Below are 24,136 nucleotides of genomic sequence, written 5' to 3'. Positions count from 1 at the left end.
GGCTGTGCGGCTATTCATCGTCGGTCTTTTGCTCGGGATTGCATCGATCAACCACCAGGAGAGCGCGGCTTACAGCCACGTGGCAGACGCCAATCACCTCTGAGCAGCCAAGCCAGTAAAAATGCAAAATTAACTCGCCAAAACCTATACAAGAAACTAAAGTTGTATAAATTCTGTAGAGCCTTTGATTGCCATGTCTCCTTCGGAAAGTCTTATCGCCTGGCACGGAAACTGGAGCCTTTCGCGGGCTACCGTCACTTGCAAGTCATGCAAGGCAACGCAATCCGAACTCGATAGAGAAAGCGATTTTCCCCATACCACAACGTGTTCCAGAGTGGCTTTGACGAGAAAACGCCCTTGGGATGAGCTCGATGAAATTCGCCATGCCCTCCCCCCTTACACCTGAGGTGTTACGCCTGACGAAGGCCTACGAATAACCAGGATCTATCGGCATGCGCTTGTCAGACTTCATCATCAAGAATCTTGAGCCGATACTGCAAGCTTGGGAGGATTTTGCAAGAACCATCGAGGTCCCCGGCAAAGCTCTGGATTCCAAGGCTTTACGCGATCATGCCGAACAGATGTTGCGCGCTATCGCGTTAGACATGCGCACGTACCAGTCCGCCCAGGAACAGATCGCCAAGGCCCATGGGAATGCCCCTGTGGACGAGTTGGAAACCGCCGCGGAAATCCATGCCGTCACACGTTTAATGGCCGGCTTTACCCTGGATCAAATGGTGTCGGAGTATCGCGCGCTGAGAATGAGCGTGGTCGGCCAATGGCTGGGGCACGTGAAAGACGGGGCAGCTTTTGAAGTGGATGACATGACCCGCTTCAACGAAGCCATCGACCAGGCGCTAGCCGAATCCATTGCTAGTTACTCGAGTGCTGTAGAGGCCTCACGCAATGTCTTTCTGGGCATTCTCGGCCATGATTTACGCACGCCGCTGGGCGCTATTTTGCTGGGGGCCGATGTGTTGCGAAACTCGGACGATCTGGGGCCCCGTGAGACTAAAATTGCATCAGGGATATATACCAGCGTCAGACGCGCCAGCCAGATAGTCGGCGACTTGCTGGACCTGACCCGCTGCCAGATGGGCCCAGGGATTCCCGTTAAAAAGGAATACATCGACCTGACGCCACTGTGCACACGCATCGTGGAAGAGATTCGAACGTTTCATCCAGGCGCGAAAATCATATTCAACTCAGGGGCGTCGGCTGGCGGTGAATTCGACGGGGCGCGCATTGAGCAAGTCATTTCCAATCTGCTCAGCAATGCAGTTCAACATGGTGATCTGCAGTTTCCTATCGAGGTCACGCTGGAGCCAGTAGACGGTAGCGTGATTTTCTCTGTACACAATCGTGGCGAGCCTGTACCAGAAGAAATCCTGCCCTTTATCTTTAACCCTATGGAACGTGTCTCGCTGTCCACTACCAGTGGTCTTGGCCCAAGCGCCGGGCTGGGGTTGGGCCTGTACATCGCCTCCGAGATTGTGGCCGCACACTCGGGGACTTTGGATGTAACTTCCGACCGAGCGCGTGGAACTACTTTCGTGGTCAAAGTACCTGTCGGTAAATCTCAAAGTATTTGAGAAACAACTTCTCCAATTTTTTTCGTGCGCTTCTGCTCATACATCTCATTGTCAGCGAGCGTCATCGCCGAGCTGATGTTGTTGGAAGCGTTAGCCATGGCTAAACCGATAGAAGCACTGACGCCCAACAGTTGGAGTGACTGGTACACCCTCTCGCGAAGCGCCTCGCCGCCGACTTTGTCGCAATTGACACCGATGACGCCGAACTCATCGCCCCCCAGCCTTGCAACGATATCGCCGGATCTCGAAGCGTGATTCAAGGCGTCGGCGGCACTCTTTAGCGTACTGTCACCCGCAGCATGACCTTCGCCATCATTGATGAGTTTCAAATCGTCTATATCAATAATCACAACCGCTGAGGAATGTCCGTAACGACGGTTTCGAATATCCTGACCCGCAGTCAATTGATCCCAGCCCGCACGGTTATAAAGTCCAGTCAAGGCATCGTTAAGTGCTTGCGCTTCGAATCGCTCCGCTCTGCTCGCCTCTTCGTCGGCCCTCAATTCCATTTGCAAAATCTTGCTGAGCACCTTGGCGACCATTTCGATGAGTTCCTGGTCTTCCCTTATTTTTTCAGGCTGAGTCGATGGATCAATGGCGCACAGGGTGCCGAACAAGGAGCCATCGGACAGGAGAAGTGGCACCCCGATGTACGAGTTGATGGTGAGCTGACGACTAATGGGGGCCGCGGCATAGCAAGGCACCAGTCCGACATTTGGCGCTATTCGCGGCCCAAGCCCCTTGACCATGTGACTGCAAAAAGAATCGCTCCAGATGAGGACTTTGCCTGGCTGAATTTGATAGCCATGATCTTCGCAATGCAAAACGGTCCAGTCATCGCCGTCAGCCCGGGTAACCATCCACAAATCGAACCCCAGCCGGTGCCGCAAGAACGAAAGCACTTCACGCGCGGTATCTTCAAAATCACTCATCGGGTATTTCGACTCATAGGTTGGGCATAGGCAAAAAAGGTGGACACCATCACCGAAACGCCGTGTGGGCCTATGAAGGGTCAGCGATTGTATCTGGTCACCACAGAGCAAAGTTCGGCTTGTCAAGGAAGCCGACGAAACGTCTTATTTGAGAAAAAAATGCACCTTTCAGTATCTCTGACCTCAAACGCTTTATCGGGCGTTAATGCGAAAGATTACCAGTAGATTGCTATAGGAACGGCTCTGGAAAAGTTTGCCAGGAGGCCTATATTTGGAGTTTCTATCTGACCGATGAATGAATGCCATGCCTTTTCTACCCCTTATACATCAAATTTATTTTGTATAGGTATTGACCCTAGCCTTGAAAGGAAATCAGCAACTGTATTCGTATTTGCGAAGCGCACGTTCGAAACATCAAGACCTGCCCATCACAAAATAACCGGGGTTTAAACATTGGAAGAATTACGGATGGCAAACCCTGGCTTTAACCCGGTTGCATTTGTTTCGCATAAATGGTCGCTTCGATCCGTGTTACTCCCTGTTAGTATCTTGTTGTCAGGCACTTTGCTTGCCGTAACGCTAGGTCACTTGGACGTCCAGCAAGAATCAAGTAAGGATAGAGCGCAAGTTACTTCGAAACTGACAGGCGTCCGGGCTCATTTAGAAGGCCAAATAAACGCTACGTTTGATGCGACGGAAGGTATTGCTCAGCTATTGAGGTTGGACGGCGGCATAACAACTGCGCATTTCGAGGGTATGGCAGAGCAAGCAATGGCTCTGCAATCGCACATCCATCACATCGCGCTTGCTCCCAACGACGTCATTCGCAGTGTCTATCCCATCAAAGGCAATGAAGGCGTTTTAGGCGTTGATTACCACAATCTGCCCGGCCAGTACGCAGCCGTATTGAGATCTCGGGAGTCAAGAGCCCCCGTGTTGGCAGGCCCTATTGACCTTTTCCAGGGAGGGCGAGGTTTTATTCATCGGCGCCCGGTGTTTGTCACCACCCAAGACGGTACTGATCGTTATTGGGGCAGCGCGTCAGTTGTGGCTGATGTTGATGCATTGCTTGAAGCCGGTGGCATCAATGCGCGCGGGACGCTTGAACTGGCGTTACGAGGTGCGGACGGATTAGGCGACAACGGAAAAATGATCTGGGGAAATCCTGCAGTATTTTCAGAAGATGCCATTACAACTTCTGTCGATGTGCCAGGCGGCACCTGGCAGCTCGCGGCGATTCCCCGGGAAGGCTGGAGGAGCGACACATTCTTCACCTCACCTTTGTTTATTTTTTCACTGACCTGCACTGGCTTTTTTACCTTTCTTGCGGCTCAACTCAGCCGAAGTCACCGCCTTATTCGCCAGCGCCACGCGCAGCTCGCCAAGGAAATTGAAGAGCGTGAGATTGCGGAGCTGTCTTTAGTGCAAAGCGAAGCACGCTTCCGTGCCCTGTTTGAGCGTTCGCCAGATCCGATATGGATCCTGCGTCGCGGCGGCATTTGTAGTGATGCAAACACCGCAGCCCTCAAGTTATTCGGTTATGAAGACTTGGAAACGCTACATGAAGTCAAAGCCACTGATATTTCTCCTCCGTTTCAAAGCGATGGTCAATGCACGACAAAGAAAGCACAAGTCATGTTGAACATGGCAATGGAAAAAGGTGTTCATCGTTTTGAATGGCTCCATAAAAGTGCCGACGGGGTGGTATTTCCAGCTGAAGTAACGCTCTCCACCGTTGCTTTGTCGGGGGAGTTAATGCTGTATGCGGTGGTTCGAGACATCTCCGACCGTAAAAAAGCCGAACAGGCATTACTGACTCAAACGACTTTGCTTCAGGATGTTGTGGATAATGCACCGTCTCTGATTTATGTGTTTGATCTTCAGGGAAATCTTCAACTTTGCAATCTCATGTTCGAGCGCGCAGTAGGCTTATCATTTGCAGAGATGAACGGCAGGCCGCGCGAGAGTTTTCTGACCTCTGAAGAGGCTGACACCCAACGTCAAAATGACGAACAGGTTCTCGCCACTGGAAGTGCCATGCGCTTCGAGGAACAGATCGACAGAAATAACACTATTCATATTTATCTTACAACCAAGTGCGTTCTTTACGACAATGATGGTCAGCAAACAGGTGTCTTGAGCATTTCTACAGACATCACCGAAATCAAACAAAGTACCGAACAATTAAGACTTGCGGGCGTTGTCCTGGAGAACACAGCCGACGGGGTCATTATCACTAATGCTGTAGGCCATATCGTTTCGATCAACAAAGCATTTTCTGACATCACAGGCTTCAGCGCAGAAGAGTCCATAGGGTTGAAGCCCTATATCCTTATTTCAGAGGAACAGAATCTCGATTTCTACCGCGATATCCAGGAGACGCTCAAAGCCAATGGATTTTGGCGTGGTGAGCTCTGGAACCGTCGAAAAAATGGCACGCTTTATCCAAAGTGGATGACGATAAACACTGTGTTCGACGAGTTCGGTCAGCCCGTCAACTACGTGGCCGTTTTTTCAGATATATCAGCGATCAATCAGTCGCAATGCGAGCTTGACCGCATGGCGCATTATGACCCGGTTACAGGCCTGCCCAATCGCCTCCTCTTCCAGGAACGGCTCCAGCATTCCCTGGATCTTTCCTTGAGTTATGACCAGTCACTTGCAGTGCTTCTGGTCGACCTGGATGGCTTTAAAACGGTAAACGATAGCCTTGGTCACTCGATGGGAGACTTGCTACTGCAGCAAGCAGGCATTCGCTTTTCGCAGTGTGTACGCGTTGAGGACACCGTCTCTCGAATAGGCGGAGACGAATTTGCAGTCATTTTGAACAACCTCAGCCAGCCAACCGATGCCATCGTCGTCGCGAAAAAACTGCTGATGTCACTCCAGGAGCCTTTTGATCTAAGGGGAAATTCCACGCTGCTGACAGCCAGCATCGGGATTGCAGTAGCACCGCAAGATAGCGAAACGCCGGAGCAATTGCTCCGTCAAGCGGATACGGCCATGTACGGCGCCAAAGAAAGCGGTCGCAACGACTATCGCTTCTATCAGCCTGAAATGACCCTTCGCGCGCAGGAGCGTTTGATCCTGGAGCGCTCCCTGCGACGTGCAGTAAAAAACCATGAGTTTGAAGTCTGGTATCAACCAAAGATCAATCTGATGAGCGATAAGGTGGAAGGCGCCGAGGCACTGGTTCGTTGGCGCGATCCGGTTCACGGCCTTATCTCCCCGGCGGACTTCATTCCCCTGGCAGAGAGTACCGGGCTGATAATCCAGATAGGTGAGCAAGTTATCGACAGAGTCTGCCGTGATATTCGACGCTGGATCGATAGTGATATCGCTTGCGGGATTGTCGCTGTCAATGTGGCGGCTATACAAATTGACAGAACTGATTACGTCGAGACACTTCGAGCGGCGTTGTATAAATATGATTTGCCCGCGAGCGTCCTGGAGGTAGAAGTTACGGAGAGTTTGATGATGGCGAGTCCAGAGCACTCCAGAGAAGTCTTGAGCACGCTCCAAAGTCTGGGGATCTCGACGGCAATCGATGACTTTGGCACAGGCTACTCATCCCTGGCCTATCTAAAGATGCTGCCCATCAATAGTCTGAAAATTGATCGCAGCTTCGTTTCCGATCTGCCTCACGACAAAAGTGATGTGGCCATCACCAAAACCGTCGTTGAGTTGGGACATGCCCTGGGCTTCAAGATTATTGCGGAGGGCGTTGAGACCGCTGAGCAGAGTTCTTTTCTGCGAAGCATCGGATGCGACCAGGGACAGGGATATCTCTATGCACGCCCGATGCCGGCGATAGAGTTCGAGTCGTGGTTGAAGAGTGATAAATATTTTGAGTGAAAGCCAGTGGTGCTGGCGCCCGATTTGCTCTTCGTCTGAAGAATCACTGTTTTTTCAGTAAGAGCAAGAGTAAAGCCGTCGCGGCAAACACTGCCCCCACGAAGAACGTGCTGCCTGACCCGAAACTTTGCCATAAGCCACCCGCCAGAACACTGGCGATCAGCATGCACACGCCACTGACCAGATTGAAAATGCCGAAGGCGGTGCCCTTGAGTTTCCCCGGCGTTGTATCGGCTACCAGCGAGGCAAGGATGCCTTGGCTGAATCCCATGTGAAGTCCCCACAATGCAACGCCCAGCATCATCGTGATGACAGTGCTGGACTGAGCCAGCACCAGATCCGCCAGCACGAGTAACCCCATCCCCACGCAGAGCAGCTTCGTACGGCTCATGCGGTCAGACAGCCAGCCGGCGGGGTAAGCGGAAAACGTGTAGAAAATCGACATGACCACCATCACCAGCGGAACCCAGGTGACCGACAGACCTGTCTCCTGCGCACGCAATACCAGAAACGCCTCGCTGAAACGCGCCAGTGTAAACACCCCACCGACAATGACGACCCACCAGTAGCCAGCAGAGAACTCGCGGAGGACTCGCCAATGGATAGGCGATCGGAATTTATGTTCGCTGGCGACGTGTGTGGGTTCTTTTACGCCGGCGACAATCAGAGCCACTGCGACGGTTGCGGGGATCACCGCAAACCACAGGACGAGCTGGAGATCGGCAAGCCATAGCATCAGCAGGATGGCCATAGCCGGGCCAAGAACAGCGCCTACAGTGTCCATTGATTGACGCAAACCAAAACAGGCGCCACGGATCTCGGGCGGCGAAACATCGGCAACCAGGGCATCGCGCGGCGCACCACGAATGCCTTTGCCAATGCGGTCCAGAAAGCGTGCGGTAAAGACCACTTCAACCGAGTGCGCCAGAGGAAACAGGGGTTTGCTCAGCGCGGCCAAACCATATCCCAGCAACAGCAATCCTTTGCGTCGGCCAATGAAGTCGCTGATCGCGCCAGAGAATATCTTGACGAGCATGGCTGTTGACTCGGCAACTCCCTCGATCACCCCGACGGTCAATGCACTCGCCCCCAACGTCGTGACCAAAAACACGGGCAACAAGCTATGTACCAGCTCGGAAGACAGATCCATGAACAGACTGACAAAGCCCAACGCCCAGATCGTGCGCGGAATGCGAAGACGCTCGGCTTTGGTGGTCGGACCTTCATGACTCATATGTTCTTCCTTAACTCATCGGCACCGAGGAAAGACTGCGCAAAGGCGCTGTGTGCTGGAACAAGTCGTCTAACGCCCATCAAGAAAGCGGAACAACTCCTCTTCCTGATCAAAGTGCAGTCGCACCAAGGTATCCAGACGAATCAATTGATGCTGAATCTCGTCGGCGGGCGTCGCTGCCGGATCAGCACTAAAATCACGGCTCATGCGCACCAACAGGTGGATAAGGCGAAAAATCTCGCGGTGAGCATGGCTCATCGCTGACATCGGGTCCTCGCCGGGCATGCTTTGCGTCAGCAGCGGATACAGTGTTTTTTCATCGTCGCGTTCATGGTCCGCCAATGAGGTTTGCAGCTTGTCGACCAGTTCCAGCAAGTCGGCCTGCGCTTGCTCAACCGGGCGCCAGGCAAAGTCACTGGCCATCTGGTGCAGCTCGCTTAGCACACTGGACAGCTGCTGGTGTTCATCTTGCAAGCGATCGATATGCTCTACCGTCAGCTTTTGCTGCCGGCGCCCCCACAATGGCCCCAATGCCCGCAAGGCGTTCATGATAATCAGCACATCGATGCCCTCCTGCACCACGGCGCCGATCAGTGGCGGCAGATAACCGAGGGCCGCCACCACCATGGCCAGTAGCGACATGCCCATGCCGGCCAGCACGCCAAGGAGGGCGATGTGGCGGGTGCGTCGGGCGATGTCCAGCGCCTCGACGAGGCGATCCAGACGATCCACCAGCAGCACGACACCGGCGGCTTGCGCAGAAGCCGTCGCGCCGCTGGCCCCCATCGCGACGCCGACGTTCGCCGCCGCCAATGCGGGGGCATCGTTGATGCCATCGCCGACCATCAGCGTGCTGGTGCGCAGGCAACCCTCCTGGACGGCACGCACCTTTTCTTCTGGGGTCAACCCGGCGCGCAGTTCGTCAATTCCGGCAGACAGCGCAATCATCTCGGCGGGTTCCAGACGATCCCCGGTGAGCATGACGATCCTTTCGATGCCACGGTTGCGCAGTCGACGCAGCGTTTGCGGGGTTTCGCGCCGGACGTTGTCCGAGAACACCAGCAGGCCAGCGAGTTGCCCATCCACCTCAATGAAGCTTCCAGTGCACGCCAGATAATCCATGTGGCGCAGCATGGCGGCGGCCCAATCGGTCGCGGGGGCGTCGTTCTGAGCAAAAGACAATGTGCCGAATCGCACCCGCCTGCCATCGATCAGCCCACAAAGACCCGAACCCGGACTTTCTTCCACCTCCTGCGGGACGCTGAGTGGCAGTTGGCGCTGTTGCGCCGCCTCGACAATCGCCTGGGAGATCGGGTGCGTCGAGGCCTGTGCCAGCGACGCTGCCAGGCCAAGCAATTGCTGCGGATCTGCCACCCCGTTGACTTCGATCGACTGCAGTCGGGCATGCCCGCTGGTCAATGTGCCAGTCTTGTCGAAAAACATTTGCTTGATCCCGGCCAGCGCCTCCAGCGTTGCTCCGTCCTTGATCAGGATCCCGCGTCGCGCCGCCCTGGAAATCCCTGACAGGATCGAAATGGGCACCGCCAGGATCAATGGGCAAGGTGTCGCCACCACCAGCACCGCCAAGGCTCGCAAGGGATCTCTACTGAGTTGCCAGGCCAATGCGGCGATCAGCAGCGTCAGAGGAATGAAGACCAGCGCATAGCGGTCAGCCAGACGCACGAAAGGCGCGCGCGAACGGCGTGCTGCCTCGGCCAGTCGCACAATTGCGGCGTAGGTGCTTTGCGCAGCCGTTCGCGTAGCGATCAGCAGGATGGGCGCGCCAACATTTGAGACGCCGCTGGGCAGTGGCTCTCCCTCCTTGCGGGTCACTGGTAACGATTCACCGCTCAGCGCCGATTCGTCCAGAATGGCGGCGGGACTCAGCAGGCGACCATCCACCGGCACCACCTCCCCCAGGCGTACCAGCAATGTTTGACGCGGCTGGATTTGTTCCACGGGGATCTGGCGCAAGCCGCCCTCCTCCTGCAGCCAGGCAAAACGCGGTGCCCTGTCGATCAGCGCACGTAGCTCACGCTCGGCGCGTTGCCGGGTGAAAAACTCCAGGGTCCGTCCGGTCGCCAGCATCAAGGCAATCACCGCCGCGACCAGCGTCTGCTTGAACACCAGTGCGGCGCCAATCGACAGCAGCGCGATCAGGTCGACCCCCGCCTCGCGCCGAGCCAGACGCCCGACGATCTCGACGAGCAACACCAGCGCCATCACCAGACTGCCTGCGGTCCAGCTCATCGAAGCCCAGTCAGACTTTTGCGCCACCTGCGCAGCGCCACCGGCCAGCAGCGTCAGGGTCGTGAGCAGCAACAGGATGGGGTCCCGCCATTTACTAAGCATTGAAGTCGGCACCTTGAAAACGCGGCCTTTCATCGCGACTCCCGTTCCTTATCCCCTGAAAATGTCGAAAGGCTCGATTCGCAATACCTTGCGGATCCCCAGATAGCTGGAAAATCCGGCGATCAGCAGTACCAGCCCGAACGCCAATCCTAAATTCCAGTAAGTCACGATAGCGGCGTAATTGGGCAAATAGGTTCGCGCCAGGGCAATCATCAGGGTCACCAGGCCGACGCCTAATCCATAACCGGTCATCGCCGTAAACATGGCCATGAACAGGATCATGTACACCAGCTCCCGACTTTTGGCGCCGATAGCTTTCAGGGCGGCGAACTTGTCCAGGTTCTCCAGGATGAAACTGTAGAACGTCTGGCCGGAAATCGATAAACCGACCAGGAAACTGATGACGGTCATCGTCAGGATGTTGGTGCCTACTCCGGTCTGATAGATGTAGTAATTGGCGATGCGCTGATTGAATTCCGCCCTTGTCAGGGCGACGTAACCCAGTTGCGCCACTTGCTGCTTGATTTGCGCGATCGCTTGCTTGTTCCTGGGTTTGAGCAGGATATAAGACACCGTGAAGCGGGTCGTTGGAATGTATTCGATGGCGCGCCGGTAGGTGGTGTAAAGCGTCGGCACACCGGTCAACCCGCCGACCAGAACCTTGGCAATGCCAACGATCGTGCCGCGATGATCGTTGAGTTCAAACGTGGTGCCTATCACGGGGTTGCCCAGCTTGGAAAACTCGGTGTCGTGAACCATGATGAATGCGTTTTCGGCGTAGATATCCTCGATCGCGCCCTGCTCTAGCGCGGGGCGGCCAAACAGGCTCGTATCGTCCAGGCCGATCACGCTGACGGCCTGGTAAGTGCCATTGGACAGTCGAACCTGCGCGTTGCCTATGAAAATCGGCACCGCGTATTCAACCTGCTTCATGCTGCGCACCGCATCGAGCAGGTAGTCAGGCAAAGGAATCACCACGGTGGGTGTATTCACCGCCGGGTCGATGATCCACATCGGCGCGCCGATGTTGGTCACTGTCGAGTGAGCCCGGTTGAGGATCCCGGCAAACATTGCGGTCATTTGCATCATCAGGAACACCGAAAAAGTGATGCCCACCAGTAACGCGGAAAACTTGGCGCGGTCATTGACCAGAAGTTTGTAACCGATGCGCAGGATGCCGGCGTACTTCATGGGATCGGCCTGCTGCCGGCGGCGTCCGGGCGGCTCCACCACCCACCGCCCAGCGCAACGAACAAGGCCACGGTGTCCTGATGACGCTGGGCCAAGGCTTGCAAGTAGGCGATGTTGACCTGATGCAGTTGCACATCCGCCACTAACAGATCCAGATAAGTCACCAGCCCCGAGCGGTAGTTGGCTTGCAACAACCTCAAGGCCTCCTGAGCCGCGGTTTGTGCTTCGGCCTGTTTTTGCAGGGCCACGGCATCGTACTCCAGCGCCTTGAGCACATCGGCCACCTGAGCGAAGGATACGAGCACCACCTGACGATAATTCGCCGACGCTTGCTGATAAGCATCGATCGCGGCCTGGCGGCCAAACCACAGACGCCCCCCCTGGAACAGCGGAATGTCGACCGATGGCCCGACAGTCCAGAATCGTCCGGCACCGGCGAACATTGAGCCGGCGGAGGTTCCAGCCGTGCCGTACGTTCCTGTCAGGCTGAAGCTGGGAAACATCGCCGCCGTGGCCACCCCGATATCGGCACTGGCCTGGTGTAATTGTGCTTCGGCGGCGAGGATGTCCGGGCGTCGGCGAACCAGTACCGAAGGCAGACTGACGGGTAAATCCCTTGGCAACGTGAGTTCCGCCAAGCGGATATCGGGCAAAGTCACCTGCGTCGGGACAACACCTTCGAGGGTGGCCAGTAAATGTTCGGCCTGACTGATTCTCTGCTTGAGGGCCGGCAATTGGGCTTCGTTGGTGGAGATCAGGCTCTGCAGGCTCAGGATCGTGGAGTAAGGGACTGTTCCGCTGCGCACCTGGACCTCAGTGGATCGAAGCTGCTCGCGCTGGAGTTCAATGAGTTGTTCCGTTGCCTCGATCTGCGCCGCATAGGCGGCGCGGGCGATAGCGGTATTGACCACATTGGCCGTCAGGGTGAGGTAAGCCGCCTCCATCAGCCAGGTCCGTTGATCGACCTGCGCTTGCAGGCCTTCGACGGTTCGCCGCTCGCCGCCAAAGATATCGAGGGTGTAGCTGACAGTGCCGCTCAAGGTCAGCAGATTGAATATGGAACCCGTTGACGTCAGCCCCTGCTGAGCAGTGGGGTTGCGCTGGCGGCTCGCCGCGAAACGTGCATCCAGTTGCGGATAGAAAACCCCATGGCCCGCCATGAGTATGTCCTGGCTTTGACGCAGGCTGGCCTCTGCCGCCAGCAGCGTCATGTTGTGAGTGATCGCCTGCCGCACCAGGTCATCCAGTGACGGCGATTGAAAAAAACGCCACCAATCCGGCGTGACCTCGCCGCCCGGAACAAAGTGCTGCGACTGCCCCTGTGCCTCGACGGTATTTGAAAGAGGATCGCGCAGATAGCCTTCTTCCCGGGGCACTGGCGGGCGCGAGAAATCCGGCCCGACCGTGCAGGCACTGACCAGCAGTATCAGGTTCAGGACCCGGCCCCAGTCCCATACGCGGCGAAAACGGCCTGCGGTTTCCATTACTCTTTCTGACCTATGAAGACATCCACCAACTGCCCCGGATACACCATCGGCAGGTCTTTTTTGTCAAAGCGGAAAATCACCGCCAACACCCTCAGATCGACTTTTTCCTGGCGCTGATTGGACAACTCGATTTTCGGCGAGACATAGGGTTGCACCCGGACGAACTCCAACGGCACTTTGATATCCGTGCCATGGATCAGCATCTGCGCACGAATGCGTTCGGGGGCCGGGATCCGGGCGATCAGAATCTCGTCGACGTAACAGCGCACGGCCAGATGATCCTGATTGGCACTCATGACCACCAGCGGGCTGAACGCCTGGGTGTACACGTCGTAGGCGCCTTGAGGTGAGACATAGCTGCCCACGGCGCTGTTGATAGCCAACACGACGCCGTCCGCCGGCGCCTTGATGGCGTACTGGGCCAATACCGCCGCGGACGCCTTGAGCGCGGCTTGTGACTGGACCATCAAGTCTTTGGCGGTGTCGAGGGTGTCCTTGCTGATGGACTTGGGATCAATGGCGTAGGACGACAGCCGTTTGTTGTACTGATCCCGGGCAGTGGCCAGATTGGCTTGCGCCAACTCGAAATTGGCCCTGGGAACGGCGTCATCCAGGTTCACCAACGGCATGCCGCGGCTGACCACCTGCCCCTCGTGCACCCACACTTGAGTCACCGGGCCGGCAACCTGCGGGTAGATCACGATGTTGCTGCCTCCGGGCTGCTCACTTTCGATGATGCCGTTGGCGTAGATAGCCGTGTCAAAGGTGCTGCTCGCTGGCGAGAAGGCTGGCGGCAATGTTGGCGGTGTTCGCCCGAACAGGTAGGCGGCGACTAATCCGCCCACTATGCCGAGTACCGCCAGCGCGAACAGCACGGGCTTTTTCACGGCGACGTCCGCTCGGGCTCGGTGATATGGCCGTCTTCCATGTAAATGATGCGATCAGCGTATTCATTGATCCGGGCGTCGTGCGTGACGATCAGAATGCATCGCTGCTGATTGAGAATACGCGCCTTGACGAAGGCGATGATCATCTTCCCCGTATCGCCGTCGAGGGAGGCAGTGGGTTCATCCAGAATCAGGATCTGCGGCCTGCCGACGATCGCCCGGGCGATGGCAACGCGCTGTTGTTCACCGCCGGACAGTTTGACCGGCAAGATATCCCCGCGATCCTTGAGGCCCACTACATCAAGGCTTTCCCTGGCTTGAGCGATGGCATCGTCCCAGTCGTGATGCTGGAGAATCAGCGGAATGGCAACATTCTCGGCGGCGGTTAACCGGGTAAAGAGGTGATAGTCCTGAAACACGAATCCGATGTTATTGAGGCGCAACTGTGCCAACTGATCGCTATCGAGACTCCAGATGTCTTGACCATTGATCGTCACCGTCCCGGAATCCGGGCGCAAGATGCCGGAAATCATGCTTAGCAGCGTCGTCTTGCCGCTGCCCGAAGGACCGACGATAAACACCATTTCACCGTACTGCGCGACCAGCGCCACCTCATCGACAGCCTTCATCCGCGCGCTCCCTTCGCCAAACCATTTGTTCAGCCCGCGCGAAACGATTGCTGGATGATCCGGGGGCGCGACCACGTCGGGGCTCATCATCTCTCCTGCCGTACCGGCGAGTGCAAACGTGCGTTACGGCGATGAATCGTTGCGAGTGAGTTCGACGTTTTCGCGATACTCCGGCACCGACACCGACCATCCCAATTCCACGCTGATACGTCGGCGCAGCACGTCTGAGGCATTAGGCTCCCCATGCACGACGAAGGTGTGTTTGGGAGGTCGTTTGAAACCGCGCAACCACTGCATGATTTCGTCGGCATCCGCATGGGCAGACAGGGTTTCCATCGGCACCACCTCGGCGCGGATCGGCACGTCCTTGCCATGGATACGCACCGAAGGCGCGCCCGCGATAATGTGCGCGCCACGGGTGCCGCCGGCCTGAAACCCGGGAATCAGCAAGGTGTTGATCGGGTTGGGGGCCAACGCCTTGAGGTGGTGGATCACCCGTCCACCGGTGGCCATGCCGCTGGCGGCGATAATCACCGCCGGGGTGCGCTGCTGGTCCAGCTCGATAGACTCACGGGTCGTTCGCACGAAATGCGCGACACTGCACATGCCTTCGCAATCCTTTGCTGACAATCGGTGCTCGCTGCCGAAGCGCTGGTACAAATGCGTGACGTCGGTGGCCATGGGGCTGTTGAGGTAGATCGGCACGTCGGGAATCGCGTGTTGTTGCTTGAGTTGGTACAGGTGGTACATCAGCAATTGGGCACGACCCACCGCGAACGATGGCACCAAGGTAATGCCGTGACGCAACGTGGTGCGAGTGATGACATCGGCCAACTGCGCTAGCGGCGATTCCGACGGATGTTTACGGTCGCCATAGGTCGACTCCACCAGCAGATAATCCGCCTGTTCGACGGGTTCCGGGGCGAACATCAGCGGATCTTCCGGACGCCCCAGATCCCCGGAACACAGCAGTGTGATGCCATCGGCGGTGACCTCCACCGTGGCGGCGCCGAGGATATGCCCGGCACGGCGTAACAGGATGGCAAAGTCAGGAAGAATGTCGACTCGATGATGCAGTTCCACCGGCCGCAACAGTTTCAGGGCTCGTTCGGCATCTTTCTCGGTGTAAAGCGGGAGTGCCGGCGTATGTTTGGAAAAACCGTGCCGATTGGCAAAGTCGGCTTCTTCTTCCTGCAGGCGTCCACTGTCCAATAGCAGGATCGAGACCAGCTCACAGGTGGCGGGCGTCGCATATACCGGTCCGCGATAACCATTGCGCACCAACACCGGCAGATAGCCGCTGTGATCCAGATGGGCATGGGTCAGCACGATGGCGTCGAGGTCGGAAACCGGTAGCTGAAACGGGTCCCAGTTGTGCAGTCGCAATTGCTTATAGCCCTGAAACAAACCGCAATCGATCAGCACATGCCGGTCACGGTGCTCCAGCAAGTACTTGCTGCCTGTGACGGTGCCAGCGGCGCCGAGAAATGTCATTCGCATGCCCGTCTCCTGAATCGCTCGTGTAAACGTCATAGATCGCTCTTTACAGGCCGGCGGTCGTTGATATTTATCAAGCCCGGTCCGCACCTCACTGACAATGCTTACCTGCGATGCTGCCACCCTGCGTTCCTGTCAGGGCTTGATGCTCGTTTCTTCATTTGCGTGTCGCTTTACCGGCCGTGCGGCTGTTGGCTTCATCGGCAGTTTGTTGTGCCTTTCGAGCTACTTCCGCAGCCAGTAATGCCCTGGTGTAAGCCTGATCGGCCCGTAGCCGTGCCATCGCCGCTTTGTTTTCTGCTGATTCCAGGCGTGCACTGATTTCCTGGGCGTACTTATCAGTGCACCCGGCAGTGGTTGCCAGGAGAATGCCGAGCCAGGCAACAGGCAAACACTTGTTCATGATCGACTCCTTGGTGGATACCGACCTGATACGGTCAGTCATGCCAAGTATCCAAGTGTCACCCGCGGTGCCCTCTGATATTTATCAACAAACCACATGGCTAATAACGACCTGTGCCTGGAAACCATCTGCCGGGGCATCGCGCACCCGCGGGCGCCCTCCTCTGTGCTGATCCGGCGATCACAAGTCCGGTGCGAAGCCCAACGCTGATTGCTTGACCGCCAAAATCCAGCAATCACTGACCAGCGGCGCATAACCGTTGTATGCAGGAGATAAATTTATCAATATCAATCGCGCCAGTGCCGACCGGGCTAGATTGAATATATGTCTGCCAGCAGCCGATCCGGGCCGACATCGTCGGCATGCATCTGCAAGTCGCCGCCGATGACATCGTCGAGTGCAACGTGCCGCCCTTCGAGCAGGAGTTTTGCATTGAGGTTGTGCGCCATGGCGCCGCTCGCTGACGGTAGATGATGCGTACTTGGCAACGGCCTCGAAGGAGTCCTGCATGCTTACCCTGCCCCCGCTTCTGTTTGCCCTGCAAGGCAGCGAGCTCTATGCCGCCCGCGTCGCGCAGCGGCTTGGCTGCCCGTTGGCGCGCCATGAGGAACGTGATTATGAAGACGGCGAGCATAAATGCCGCCCGCTGGATTCGGTCAACGGGCGCGAGGTCGTGGTGTTCCATGCCTTGTATGGGGATGGACAACAGAGCGCTAACGACAAGCTGTGTCGTCTGCTGTTTTTCTGCGGCGCCCTCAAGGATGCCGGCGCTCGCCAGGTGCAGGTGATGGCACCCTACCTCTGTTACGGGCGCAAGGACCGCCGCAGCCAGCCTCAGGACCCGACCATCACGCGCTACGTGGCGGCGTTCTTTGAAGCCAGTGGCGTGGATCGCCTGATCACCCTTGAAGTGCACAATCCAGCCGCGTTCGATAACGCGTTTCGCAAGCCGGCGTGGAGTCTGCAGTGCGCGGAGCTGTTCGCTGAGCATTTCGCCCAGTACGTCGGCGACACAGAAGTGGTTGCCGTATCCCCGGACTCGGGTGGCACCAAGCGAGCCGAGCAATTTCGGCAGGCGCTGGAGCGACAACTGGGACGTTCGGTCGGCAGCGCGGTGATGGAAAAACACCGTGCCCATACCACGCTGACGGGCACTCTCTTGATCGGCGATGTACGCGGCAAGACCGCGATTATTTACGACGACCTGATCAGCACAGGGGAAACGCTCAAACGCGCCGGCCTTGCCTGCCAGCAGGCCGGAGCCGGACGCTTGTTCGCAGCCGCCACCCATGGTTTGTTTACCGCCGGCAGTCAATTGTTCGACTCACCGGTCTTTGAACACATCGCGATCACCGACACCGTGCCGCCGTTTCGTCTGCCGGCTGATTATGTGACGCGCCACCTGCAGATACTCGACAGTACTGCCCTGACCGCCGCTTTCCTGCGGGAAAATGGTGCATTCGATCGCGGGAGCTGACATGTACGGGAACATCCTGTTGTGGATCGAAGGCCGCGTCGTGTCACGGCTTCTGCTGTGCGCCGTTTTACTGTGCACCTGCGGATTTTCCTGGGGGGCGGCGCACCCTACCGAATCGCTTGTCACGATCCTGGTGTACCACCGGTTCTCGGACACTGCGGACGACTCGATGACGGTGCGCATGAGTACGTTCGACAGTCAGCTGGGTGTCTTGCGTTCGCATGGCTACCACTTCGTCACGCTGCGCGCGGTAGTCGACTGGCTGCGAAATCCCGATGCGACGTTACCGGACAAACCAGTCGCAATCACTGTCGATGACGGGCATCGCTCGGTATTCGACAAGCTGCTGCCGGTGATGCTGCGCGAGCATTTTCCCGTGACGCTGTTTGTCTATCCGTCGGCGATTTCCAATGCCGCTTATGCGTTGACCTGGGAGCAGTTGCGAACGTTGAAGCAGAGTGGCCTCGTCGACATCCAGTCGCACACTTATTGGCATCCCAATTTCAAGATCGAGCGTCGGCGCCTTTCCCCGGCCGATTTCCGCCAGTTCGTTCACCTGCAACTGGACAAATCGCGACGACGGATCGAATCGCAAACCGGTGGCACGGTCGACATGCTCGCCTGGCCGTTCGGCCTCTATGACGACGAGTTGATCGCACTCGCCGCCGACGAAGGCTACATCGCGGCTTTTTCACTGGAGGAAAAAAAGGCTGACCGGCACGCACGCCTGCTCGCCCTGCCGCGCTATCTGATGATTGACGCCTACGGCGCCCACACCTTCGCCCGTCTGCTTGGCGAACCGCAAACCCGGCCGCAGCCCACCGCAGGGAGCACGCGATGATCTTAAACCGTGCCTTTAGGCGCCAGCGGACTTCAACGTTACTGCTCCTCGCCGCCTTGCTGTCTGGTCAGGCCTTGGCCGTCAGCGGCATCGTACTGGACGCCAACACCCAAAGGCCGATTGCCGGCGCAACGGTCACAAGCTCGGGCGCGGTGACGCAAACCGACGAACTGGGGCACTTCGAAACCGACTCTGCGGACACAACCATCGCGGCCAGAGCCCCCGGCTACCTGCGCACCGAGGCAACGCTTGTGGCCGATGAAGCGCCCAGCGTGCTCACGTTGACCCCGTTTCGCCCCAAAGCGGTCTATCTGTCGGTGTTCGGCGTCACCAGTACGCTGTTACGCGACAGAGTCGTCAGCCTGGCCGACAGCACTGACATCAACGCGCTGGTCATCGACGTCAAGGGTGATCGCGGCTTGACGCCTTATCGCAGCGCGGCCCGCGAGGCAATTGGCGCAGCGGCTCACACAAGTCGCCCCGCACCTCAAGCACGAGACTTTCCCGGGCTACTGGCAAAGTTGCGTGCGCGGCACTTCTATCTGATCGCCCGTATTGTGGTGTTCAAGGACGATCCCCTCGCCGACGCGCACCCTCAGTGGAGCGTGCATACCGCGGACGGCACACCGTGGCGGGATCGCGAAAACCTGCAATGGATGGATCCGTTTTCACATGAGGTCTGGCAGCACAATCTTGATCTCGCCGAGGAGGCGGCGCGCATGGGCTTCGATGAAATCCAGTTCGACTATGTGCGCTTTCCCGACAAGAGCGGGTTACGTTTCGCGCTCCCCAACACCCGGGCCAACCGGACGGCAGCGATCATCGGGTTCCTGAAGGAGGCCCGTCAACGGCTCGCGCCGTACAACGTTTTCGTCTCGGCAGATATCTTCGGCTACGTCTGCTGGAATCTCGACGACACCGCCATCGGCCAGCAAATCGAATTGCTCGGCGCGGCGCTCGACTACATATCCCCTATGTTGTACCCCTCCAGCTTCACCTGGGGGCTGCCGGGCCTTACCAACCCGACGGAGGATCCCGCTCAGATCGTCAGGCGTTCCCTGGCGGAGGCGAAGCACCGCACAAAATTGCCGGGCCTACGCTTTCGTCCCTGGCTACAGGCTTTTCGCGACTATGCGTTCGATCATCGGCCGTTTGACCAGGCGGCGATCAAGGCTCAGGTTGATGCCGCCGACGCGGCCGGTACTGATGGATGGATGTTATGGAACCCGCGCAATCACTACGAAGCCGCCGATCTGCCCCATCGTTGATCGGAGCGCTTGAACGCTTGGCGCTGTTGCTCGGTTTGGCAATGTGCGCCCAGTTTGCCATCGCCATCGATCTGGACGCGCCGACGCGCCTGCAAGCCGCACAGATTGTTGCAGCGCAGATCACTGCCGGACGCATGCCGGGCGCCGTTGTCCTGATCGGCGACGCCACGCACGTGTTCTATCGCCAGGCCTTCGGCCAACGGATGACGACGCCCGCCCCCGAACCGATGACGCTGGACACCGAGTTCGATCTCGCATCACTCACCAAGGTCATCGCCACCACCACGGCGATCATGCAACTGGCCGAAGCCCGCCGTATCGACCTGGATGCACCGGTTGCACGCTACTGGCCAGCCTTTGCTTCGGGTGGCAAAGGGGCTGTGACGGTGCGCCAACTGCTGGCGCACACCTCGGGACTACGCCCGGGCTTGCCCTCGCGGCCCCAGTCGGGCGAACGCAACGGCGTATTGAGCGCCATCGCGGCGCAGCCCCTGCTTGACGAACCCGGTGCTCGGGTCATCTACAGTGATCTGAATTTCGTGGCCCTCGGCGAATTGGTCGAACGCATCACCCACCTTTCACTTGACGCCTATTGCCGGACGCACATTTTTGCACCGCTCGGCATGCGCGACACACTCTTTGTGCCGGACGCAGGGCGAGTGGCGCGCAGTGCGCCGACCCTCGCCAACAAGGCCGGCCTGCTGCGCGGGCGTGTGCACGACCCTATAGCTCGGTGGATGGAGGGCGTCTCCGGGAATGCAGGGCTGTTTTCAACGGCGGATGACCTGTCACGCTACGCGCAAATGCTCCTCAATGATGGCCGCGCCAGCACCGCGCAGATACTCAAGCCCACCAGTATCGCCGCGCTGGCGGCTGCGGCCTCGCCGTTCACCAGCGAACCCTGGCGCGGACTTGGCTGGGAGCTGAGTGCACCGCTGGTGCCCAACCATGACCGCCTCCCGCCCATTGGCGGCATAGGCCATACGGGTTACACCGGCACCGGCCTGTGGATCGACCTGGTGACACGCCAGTTCATCATCATATTGACCAACCGTGTGTACCCGGACGATCGTGGCGACGCCCGCCCGCTTCGCGCTCAGTTGCTCGCGTTGCTGGCCAGTCACGGGGCGCCGGCGAGCGCCATGCAGATCGGCCAGGCGCTGCCGTCAGCGATGCCCGCGCTCCTGGCCGCCAAACGTCTGCCGATCTCCACGGGACCGGTTCAAACCGGGATCGACGTGCTCGAGACGCAACAGTTTGCCCCGCTCGCCGGAAAGCGCGTCGGGCTGATCACCAACCGCAGCGGCTTCGATGCTGCAGGCCGGCGCACCATCGACGTGCTTGCCCATGCGCCAGGCGTCAGGCTGGTCGCGCTGTTCTCGCCTGAACACGGGCTCGACAGCGATGTGGACGAACGGGTCGGCGACACACGCGATGCGGCAACGGGACTGGTGGTGCACAGTCTCTACGGCGAAAAACAGCGATTCCCGGCCGGCTCCCTGCAAGGACTCGATGCGCTGATCTTCGACATCCAGGATGCCGGCGTACGCTTCTTTACCTATGAAACAACACTCGGCTACGCCCTTGAGGCGGCCGCGGCGAATAACATTCCGTTATTTGTGCTGGACCGGCCCGATCCGCTGGGCGCGCAGCGCTTTGGCGGCCCCATGCTGGACAGTCAGCGCGAATCGTTCACCGGCTATTTCCCCGCGCCACTGCAACCGGGCATGACCGTCGGTGAGCTGGCGAACCTGTTCAATCGCCACAAGCACCTTGGGGCGGATCTGCGCGTGGTGCCGATGCAAGGCTACCGGCGCGACATGAGCTTTACCGACACCGGGCTCGGTTGGGTGCCGCTGTCGCCGAACCTGCGCACGCTGGCCCAACTCGACCTGTACCCGGATGTCGGCTTGCTGGAAGGCGCGAATGTGAGCGTGGGGCGCGGAACGCCGCACCCGTTCGAGTGGCTCGGCGCGCCGTGGATCGATGCGACACGGTTGGCAGCCGCGCTAAATGCACTGCAGGTTGGCTTGCATTTCGAGCCGATCGATTTCGTCCCCACCGAATCCACCTGGCACGGGCAACTGTGTCATGGCGTCAGCATCGTTCGTGACCAGAGCGCTGATCGACGCCCCGTCGCCAGCCTGGGACTGTCGCTGCTCGTCACCTTGCATGCGCTGTATCCCACTCAATTCAATCTTGCGGCGACCCGTGGTTCGATCGGCTCGACATCGGTGTGGCAAGCCATCCGCGACGGCGCCGCGCCGCAGGCCGCCCAAGCCTTCGATGCCGCGGCAATGGCGCGCTTTGCACGGATGCGACAAGAGAGCCTGCGCTATTGAGCGCGTGTGCCAGCCCGGATTTGGTAAAAACACAGCACACCGATTCAATCTCGCCGCCGGAATTTACGTAACCATGGCCTCCTCATTCACCCGTAAGGACATCGTCATGGCTATCGCAAAAGCTGTTCCTGGCAAAACCCTGCTGACCCCGACTGACCACACTCTGATCATGATCGATCACCAGTCGCAGATGTCGTTTGCGACCAAGTCGATCGACGCCGTTACCCTGCGCAACAACGCCGCGCTCGTGGCCAAGGCTGCCCGTGGTTTCAAGGTCTCGACCATCCTCACCACCGTTGCGGAAAAGAGCTTTTCCGGCCCGATCTTCGATGAAATCAAGTCGGTGTTCCCGGAACACAACGTTATCGACCGTACCAGCATGAACACCTGGGAAGACGAACGCATCGCCGTCGAAGTCAATAAGTTCGGCAAACAGAAGATCGTCCTGGCCGGTCTGTGGACGTCCGTGTGCATCGTCGGCCCGGCACTCTCCGCCATCGACCAAGGGTTTGAGGTGTACGTGATTGCCGATGCTTGCGGCGACGTCAGCACCGAAGCCCATGAAATGGCCATGCAGCGCATGATCCAGATCGGCGCCCGCCCGATGACCTCGCTGCAATACCTGCTCGAACTGCAGCGCGATTGGGCACGTACCGAAACCTACGACGAAACCGTGAAAACCTCGATTGCCAACGGTGGTTCGTACGGTCTGGGCCTGATCTACGCCAAAACCATGTTCGGCGCCTCCGAAGGCCATTAAGCGGTTTCATGCAAAGCCAGCGGCTGCGGATTTTTCGCAGTCGCTGCGCCCGTGGTGATTGATCGATGAAGTTTGGCAAGCAAGACTTTCGCGCCGGTTTGTCCTTCTGGATACCCGCGCTGTTCGCCGGCACAGCGCTGGCTGACGAATCCGCACAAGGCTTTCTCGACGGTGCAACACTTGATGTGCTCAGTCGAAACTTCTATTTGAACAGTGATTACCGAACACCCTCTTCTACCGGTAAAAGCTACAAACAAGAGTGGGCTCAAGGCTTTATCGGCGCTTTTGAATCTGGTTTCACACCAGGAATAATCGGATTCGGACTCGATGCCCATGCCTTTGCGGGCTTCAAACTGGATAGCGGCAAGGGCCATTCCGGGACGGGATTGCTGCCCGTGGACGCTGAAGGTCGCAGCGAAGACAACTATTCCAGTGGCGGTGGCGCGCTCAAGATCAAGGCTTCGCGCACCACCCTGGCGTTCGGTGAAATGATGGTAGAAACCCCGGTGTTCGACACTGCGGACAAGCGCCTGCAACCGGAGTACGCCACCGGCTTTCTGCTCAATAGCCACGAAATCGATGGCGTCAATCTGGTCGCCGGTCATTTCACGGCATTCAAGAACCAGGACAGCTCCTCCAGCAAGGGCAACTTCTATGGTTACGGCGCCAACACCGAGGCTGGTGGTATCAGCTTTGTCGGCACGGACCTGTTCACTCAGAGTCCTGTCGGCGGCTCGCTCTATGCCTCCGATCTCACCGACACCTGGCATCAGTACTACGCCAACCTGCACCTGAAGCAACCCGGCGTATTCCTCGACGCCAATCTCTACCACACGCGGGACACCGGCGAAGCGCTGGCCGGCCCCATCGACAACACCGCGTTCAGCCTGTCAGGCAAATACACGGTCGATGCGCACGCCTTCACCCTCGCCTATCAGAAAATCAACGGAGACACCCCCTTCGATTTCGTTGGCGGCGATTCGATCTACCTGGCCAACTCGATCAAGTACGCCGACTTCAACGGCGCCCACGAGCAATCATGGCAAGCACGCTACGACTTCGATTTCACTACCTTAGGGATTCCGGGCCTGAAGTTCATGACGCGGTATGTCACGGGCAGCCAGATTGACGGCACCCACGCCCCACAGGGCGGCGCCTATAACCCGTTCGATGCGTCGACCGGTGAATACGTGCCGCAACAGGGTGACGGCGGACGCCATTGGGAACGCGACATTGACCTGCACTACATCGTGCAATCCGGTGCGGCCAAGGGGTTGTCCCTGCAACTGTCGCATGTGTCGCATCGGGCCAACGCGGCCCAGGCGGGCGATAATATCGACAGGGTTTACGTGGTCATCGAGTACCCGCTGAACCTGGGGCATCTCTGAG

The 24,136-nt window shown here is 58.1% G+C and carries 17 protein-coding genes and 1 pseudogene; 9 read left to right on the top strand and 9 right to left on the bottom strand.

Annotation, left to right across the window (positions count from 1 at the left end):
- Positions 1-452: 452 nt before the first annotated feature.
- On the top strand, positions 453-1,592 hold the full coding sequence (locus tag HNR03_RS16975) for a HAMP domain-containing sensor histidine kinase (protein ID WP_259154756.1): 1,140 nt from the start codon (positions 453-455) through the stop codon (positions 1,590-1,592).
- Here HNR03_RS16975 and HNR03_RS16970 read toward each other — a convergent pair.
- Positions 1,580-2,524 carry a sensor domain-containing diguanylate cyclase gene (locus HNR03_RS16970; protein WP_259154755.1) on the bottom strand — a complete coding sequence of 315 codons (945 nt, stop codon included), beginning with the start codon at positions 2,522-2,524 and terminating at the stop codon, positions 1,580-1,582. The two genes, HNR03_RS16975 and HNR03_RS16970, sit on opposite strands and share 13 nt — an antisense overlap.
- A 468-nt stretch (positions 2,525-2,992) precedes the next feature.
- Here HNR03_RS16970 and HNR03_RS16965 point away from each other — a divergent pair, with 468 nt between their 5' ends.
- The gene (locus tag HNR03_RS16965) at positions 2,993-6,379 is read left to right on the top strand and encodes an EAL domain-containing protein (protein ID WP_259154754.1); all 3,387 of its coding nucleotides are present in this window, start codon (positions 2,993-2,995) and stop codon (positions 6,377-6,379) included.
- 43 nt (positions 6,380-6,422) lie between these two features.
- Here HNR03_RS16965 and HNR03_RS16960 read toward each other — a convergent pair whose 3' ends face one another.
- From HNR03_RS16960 to HNR03_RS16925, 8 genes are all read right to left on the bottom strand, one after another.
- Entirely contained in the window at positions 6,423-7,613 is a 1,191-nt protein-coding gene (locus tag HNR03_RS16960; RefSeq protein ID WP_259154753.1) for an MFS transporter, read from the bottom strand.
- A 69-nt stretch (positions 7,614-7,682) separates the two neighbouring features.
- Positions 7,683-9,965 carry a heavy metal translocating P-type ATPase gene (locus HNR03_RS16955; protein ID WP_259155163.1) on the bottom strand — a complete coding sequence of 761 codons (2,283 nt, stop codon included), beginning with the start codon at positions 9,963-9,965 and terminating at the stop codon, positions 7,683-7,685.
- Positions 9,966-10,013: 48 nt separating this feature from the next.
- Entirely contained in the window at positions 10,014-11,156 is a 1,143-nt protein-coding gene (locus HNR03_RS16950; RefSeq protein ID WP_259154752.1) for an ABC transporter permease, read from the bottom strand.
- Positions 11,153-12,640, bottom strand: a complete 1,488-nt coding sequence (locus HNR03_RS16945) for an efflux transporter outer membrane subunit (protein WP_259154751.1) — start codon at positions 12,638-12,640, stop codon at positions 11,153-11,155. Before HNR03_RS16945 ends, HNR03_RS16950 begins: the two co-directional genes overlap by 4 nt.
- Positions 12,640-13,530, bottom strand: a complete 891-nt coding sequence (locus tag HNR03_RS16940; RefSeq protein WP_259154750.1) for an efflux RND transporter periplasmic adaptor subunit — start codon at positions 13,528-13,530, stop codon at positions 12,640-12,642. The genes HNR03_RS16945 and HNR03_RS16940 overlap by 1 nt, the downstream gene beginning before the upstream one ends.
- Entirely contained in the window at positions 13,527-14,246 is a 720-nt protein-coding gene (locus HNR03_RS16935) for an ABC transporter ATP-binding protein (RefSeq protein ID WP_259154749.1), read from the bottom strand. The genes HNR03_RS16940 and HNR03_RS16935 overlap by 4 nt, the downstream gene beginning before the upstream one ends.
- 36 nt (positions 14,247-14,282) lie before the next feature.
- Positions 14,283-15,659, bottom strand: a complete 1,377-nt coding sequence (locus HNR03_RS16930) for an MBL fold metallo-hydrolase RNA specificity domain-containing protein (protein ID WP_259154748.1) — start codon at positions 15,657-15,659, stop codon at positions 14,283-14,285.
- A 154-nt stretch (positions 15,660-15,813) separates the two neighbouring features.
- Entirely contained in the window at positions 15,814-16,059 is a 246-nt protein-coding gene (locus HNR03_RS16925) for an Lpp/OprI family alanine-zipper lipoprotein (RefSeq protein WP_222586857.1), read from the bottom strand.
- Positions 16,060-16,382: 323 nt separating this feature from the next.
- Here HNR03_RS16925 and HNR03_RS16920 point away from each other — a divergent pair.
- From HNR03_RS16920 to HNR03_RS16890, 7 genes and pseudogenes are all read left to right on the top strand, one after another.
- Positions 16,383-16,523: pseudogene (locus tag HNR03_RS16920) on the top strand (phosphoribosyltransferase); the annotation flags it as partial.
- A 44-nt stretch (positions 16,524-16,567) separates the two neighbouring features.
- Positions 16,568-17,536: a ribose-phosphate pyrophosphokinase gene (locus HNR03_RS16915; RefSeq protein ID WP_259154747.1), complete on the top strand. Its 969-nt coding sequence runs from the start codon at positions 16,568-16,570 to the stop codon at positions 17,534-17,536.
- Position 17,537: 1 nt separating this feature from the next.
- Complete coding sequence (locus HNR03_RS16910; protein ID WP_259154746.1) at positions 17,538-18,377, top strand: polysaccharide deacetylase family protein; 840 nt, start codon at positions 17,538-17,540, stop codon at positions 18,375-18,377.
- Complete coding sequence (locus tag HNR03_RS16905; RefSeq protein ID WP_259154745.1) at positions 18,374-19,645, top strand: putative glycoside hydrolase; 1,272 nt, start codon at positions 18,374-18,376, stop codon at positions 19,643-19,645. Before HNR03_RS16910 ends, HNR03_RS16905 begins: the two co-directional genes overlap by 4 nt.
- A 17-nt stretch (positions 19,646-19,662) precedes the next feature.
- Complete coding sequence (locus tag HNR03_RS16900; protein ID WP_259154744.1) at positions 19,663-21,987, top strand: exo-beta-N-acetylmuramidase NamZ domain-containing protein; 2,325 nt, start codon at positions 19,663-19,665, stop codon at positions 21,985-21,987.
- A gap of 106 nt (positions 21,988-22,093) precedes the next feature.
- Positions 22,094-22,747, top strand: a complete 654-nt coding sequence (locus HNR03_RS16895) for a hydrolase (RefSeq protein ID WP_084323411.1) — start codon at positions 22,094-22,096, stop codon at positions 22,745-22,747.
- Between the two features lie 65 nt (positions 22,748-22,812).
- Positions 22,813-24,135 carry an OprD family porin gene (locus tag HNR03_RS16890; RefSeq protein ID WP_259154743.1) on the top strand — a complete coding sequence of 441 codons (1,323 nt, stop codon included), beginning with the start codon at positions 22,813-22,815 and terminating at the stop codon, positions 24,133-24,135.
- Position 24,136: the final 1 nt, after the last annotated feature.

It is taken from the genome of Pseudomonas sp. JAI111, assembly GCF_024809425.1.
Classification (GTDB): Bacteria; Pseudomonadota; Gammaproteobacteria; order Pseudomonadales; family Pseudomonadaceae; genus Aquipseudomonas.
Note: the sequence above shows the minus strand (reverse complement) of the source record. Positions and strands in the feature narration are given on the sequence as shown.

What these genes read in the sequence shown, in the direction of transcription:
- HNR03_RS16915 (WP_259154747.1), top strand. Translation starts at nt 16,568, where the DNA reads ATGCTTACCCTGCCCCCGCTTCTGTTTGCCCTGCAAGGCAGCGAGCTC.
- HNR03_RS16925 (WP_222586857.1), bottom strand. Translation starts at nt 16,059, where the DNA reads ATGAACAAGTGTTTGCCTGTTGCCTGGCTCGGCATTCTCCTGGCAACC.
- HNR03_RS16950 (WP_259154752.1), bottom strand. Translation starts at nt 11,156, where the DNA reads ATGAAGTACGCCGGCATCCTGCGCATCGGTTACAAACTTCTGGTCAAT.
- HNR03_RS16960 (WP_259154753.1), bottom strand. Translation starts at nt 7,613, where the DNA reads ATGAGTCATGAAGGTCCGACCACCAAAGCCGAGCGTCTTCGCATTCCG.
- HNR03_RS16930 (WP_259154748.1), bottom strand. Translation starts at nt 15,659, where the DNA reads ATGCGAATGACATTTCTCGGCGCCGCTGGCACCGTCACAGGCAGCAAG.
- HNR03_RS16965 (WP_259154754.1), top strand. Translation starts at nt 2,993, where the DNA reads ATGGCAAACCCTGGCTTTAACCCGGTTGCATTTGTTTCGCATAAATGG.
- HNR03_RS16975 (WP_259154756.1), top strand. Translation starts at nt 453, where the DNA reads ATGCGCTTGTCAGACTTCATCATCAAGAATCTTGAGCCGATACTGCAA.
- HNR03_RS16905 (WP_259154745.1), top strand. Translation starts at nt 18,374, where the DNA reads ATGATCTTAAACCGTGCCTTTAGGCGCCAGCGGACTTCAACGTTACTG.
- HNR03_RS16970 (WP_259154755.1), bottom strand. Translation starts at nt 2,524, where the DNA reads ATGAGTGATTTTGAAGATACCGCGCGTGAAGTGCTTTCGTTCTTGCGG.
- HNR03_RS16895 (WP_084323411.1), top strand. Translation starts at nt 22,094, where the DNA reads ATGGCTATCGCAAAAGCTGTTCCTGGCAAAACCCTGCTGACCCCGACT.
- HNR03_RS16910 (WP_259154746.1), top strand. Translation starts at nt 17,538, where the DNA reads ATGTACGGGAACATCCTGTTGTGGATCGAAGGCCGCGTCGTGTCACGG.
- HNR03_RS16955 (WP_259155163.1), bottom strand. Translation starts at nt 9,965, where the DNA reads ATGCTTAGTAAATGGCGGGACCCCATCCTGTTGCTGCTCACGACCCTG.
- HNR03_RS16935 (WP_259154749.1), bottom strand. Translation starts at nt 14,246, where the DNA reads ATGAGCCCCGACGTGGTCGCGCCCCCGGATCATCCAGCAATCGTTTCG.
- HNR03_RS16945 (WP_259154751.1), bottom strand. Translation starts at nt 12,640, where the DNA reads ATGGAAACCGCAGGCCGTTTTCGCCGCGTATGGGACTGGGGCCGGGTC.
- HNR03_RS16890 (WP_259154743.1), top strand. Translation starts at nt 22,813, where the DNA reads ATGAAGTTTGGCAAGCAAGACTTTCGCGCCGGTTTGTCCTTCTGGATA.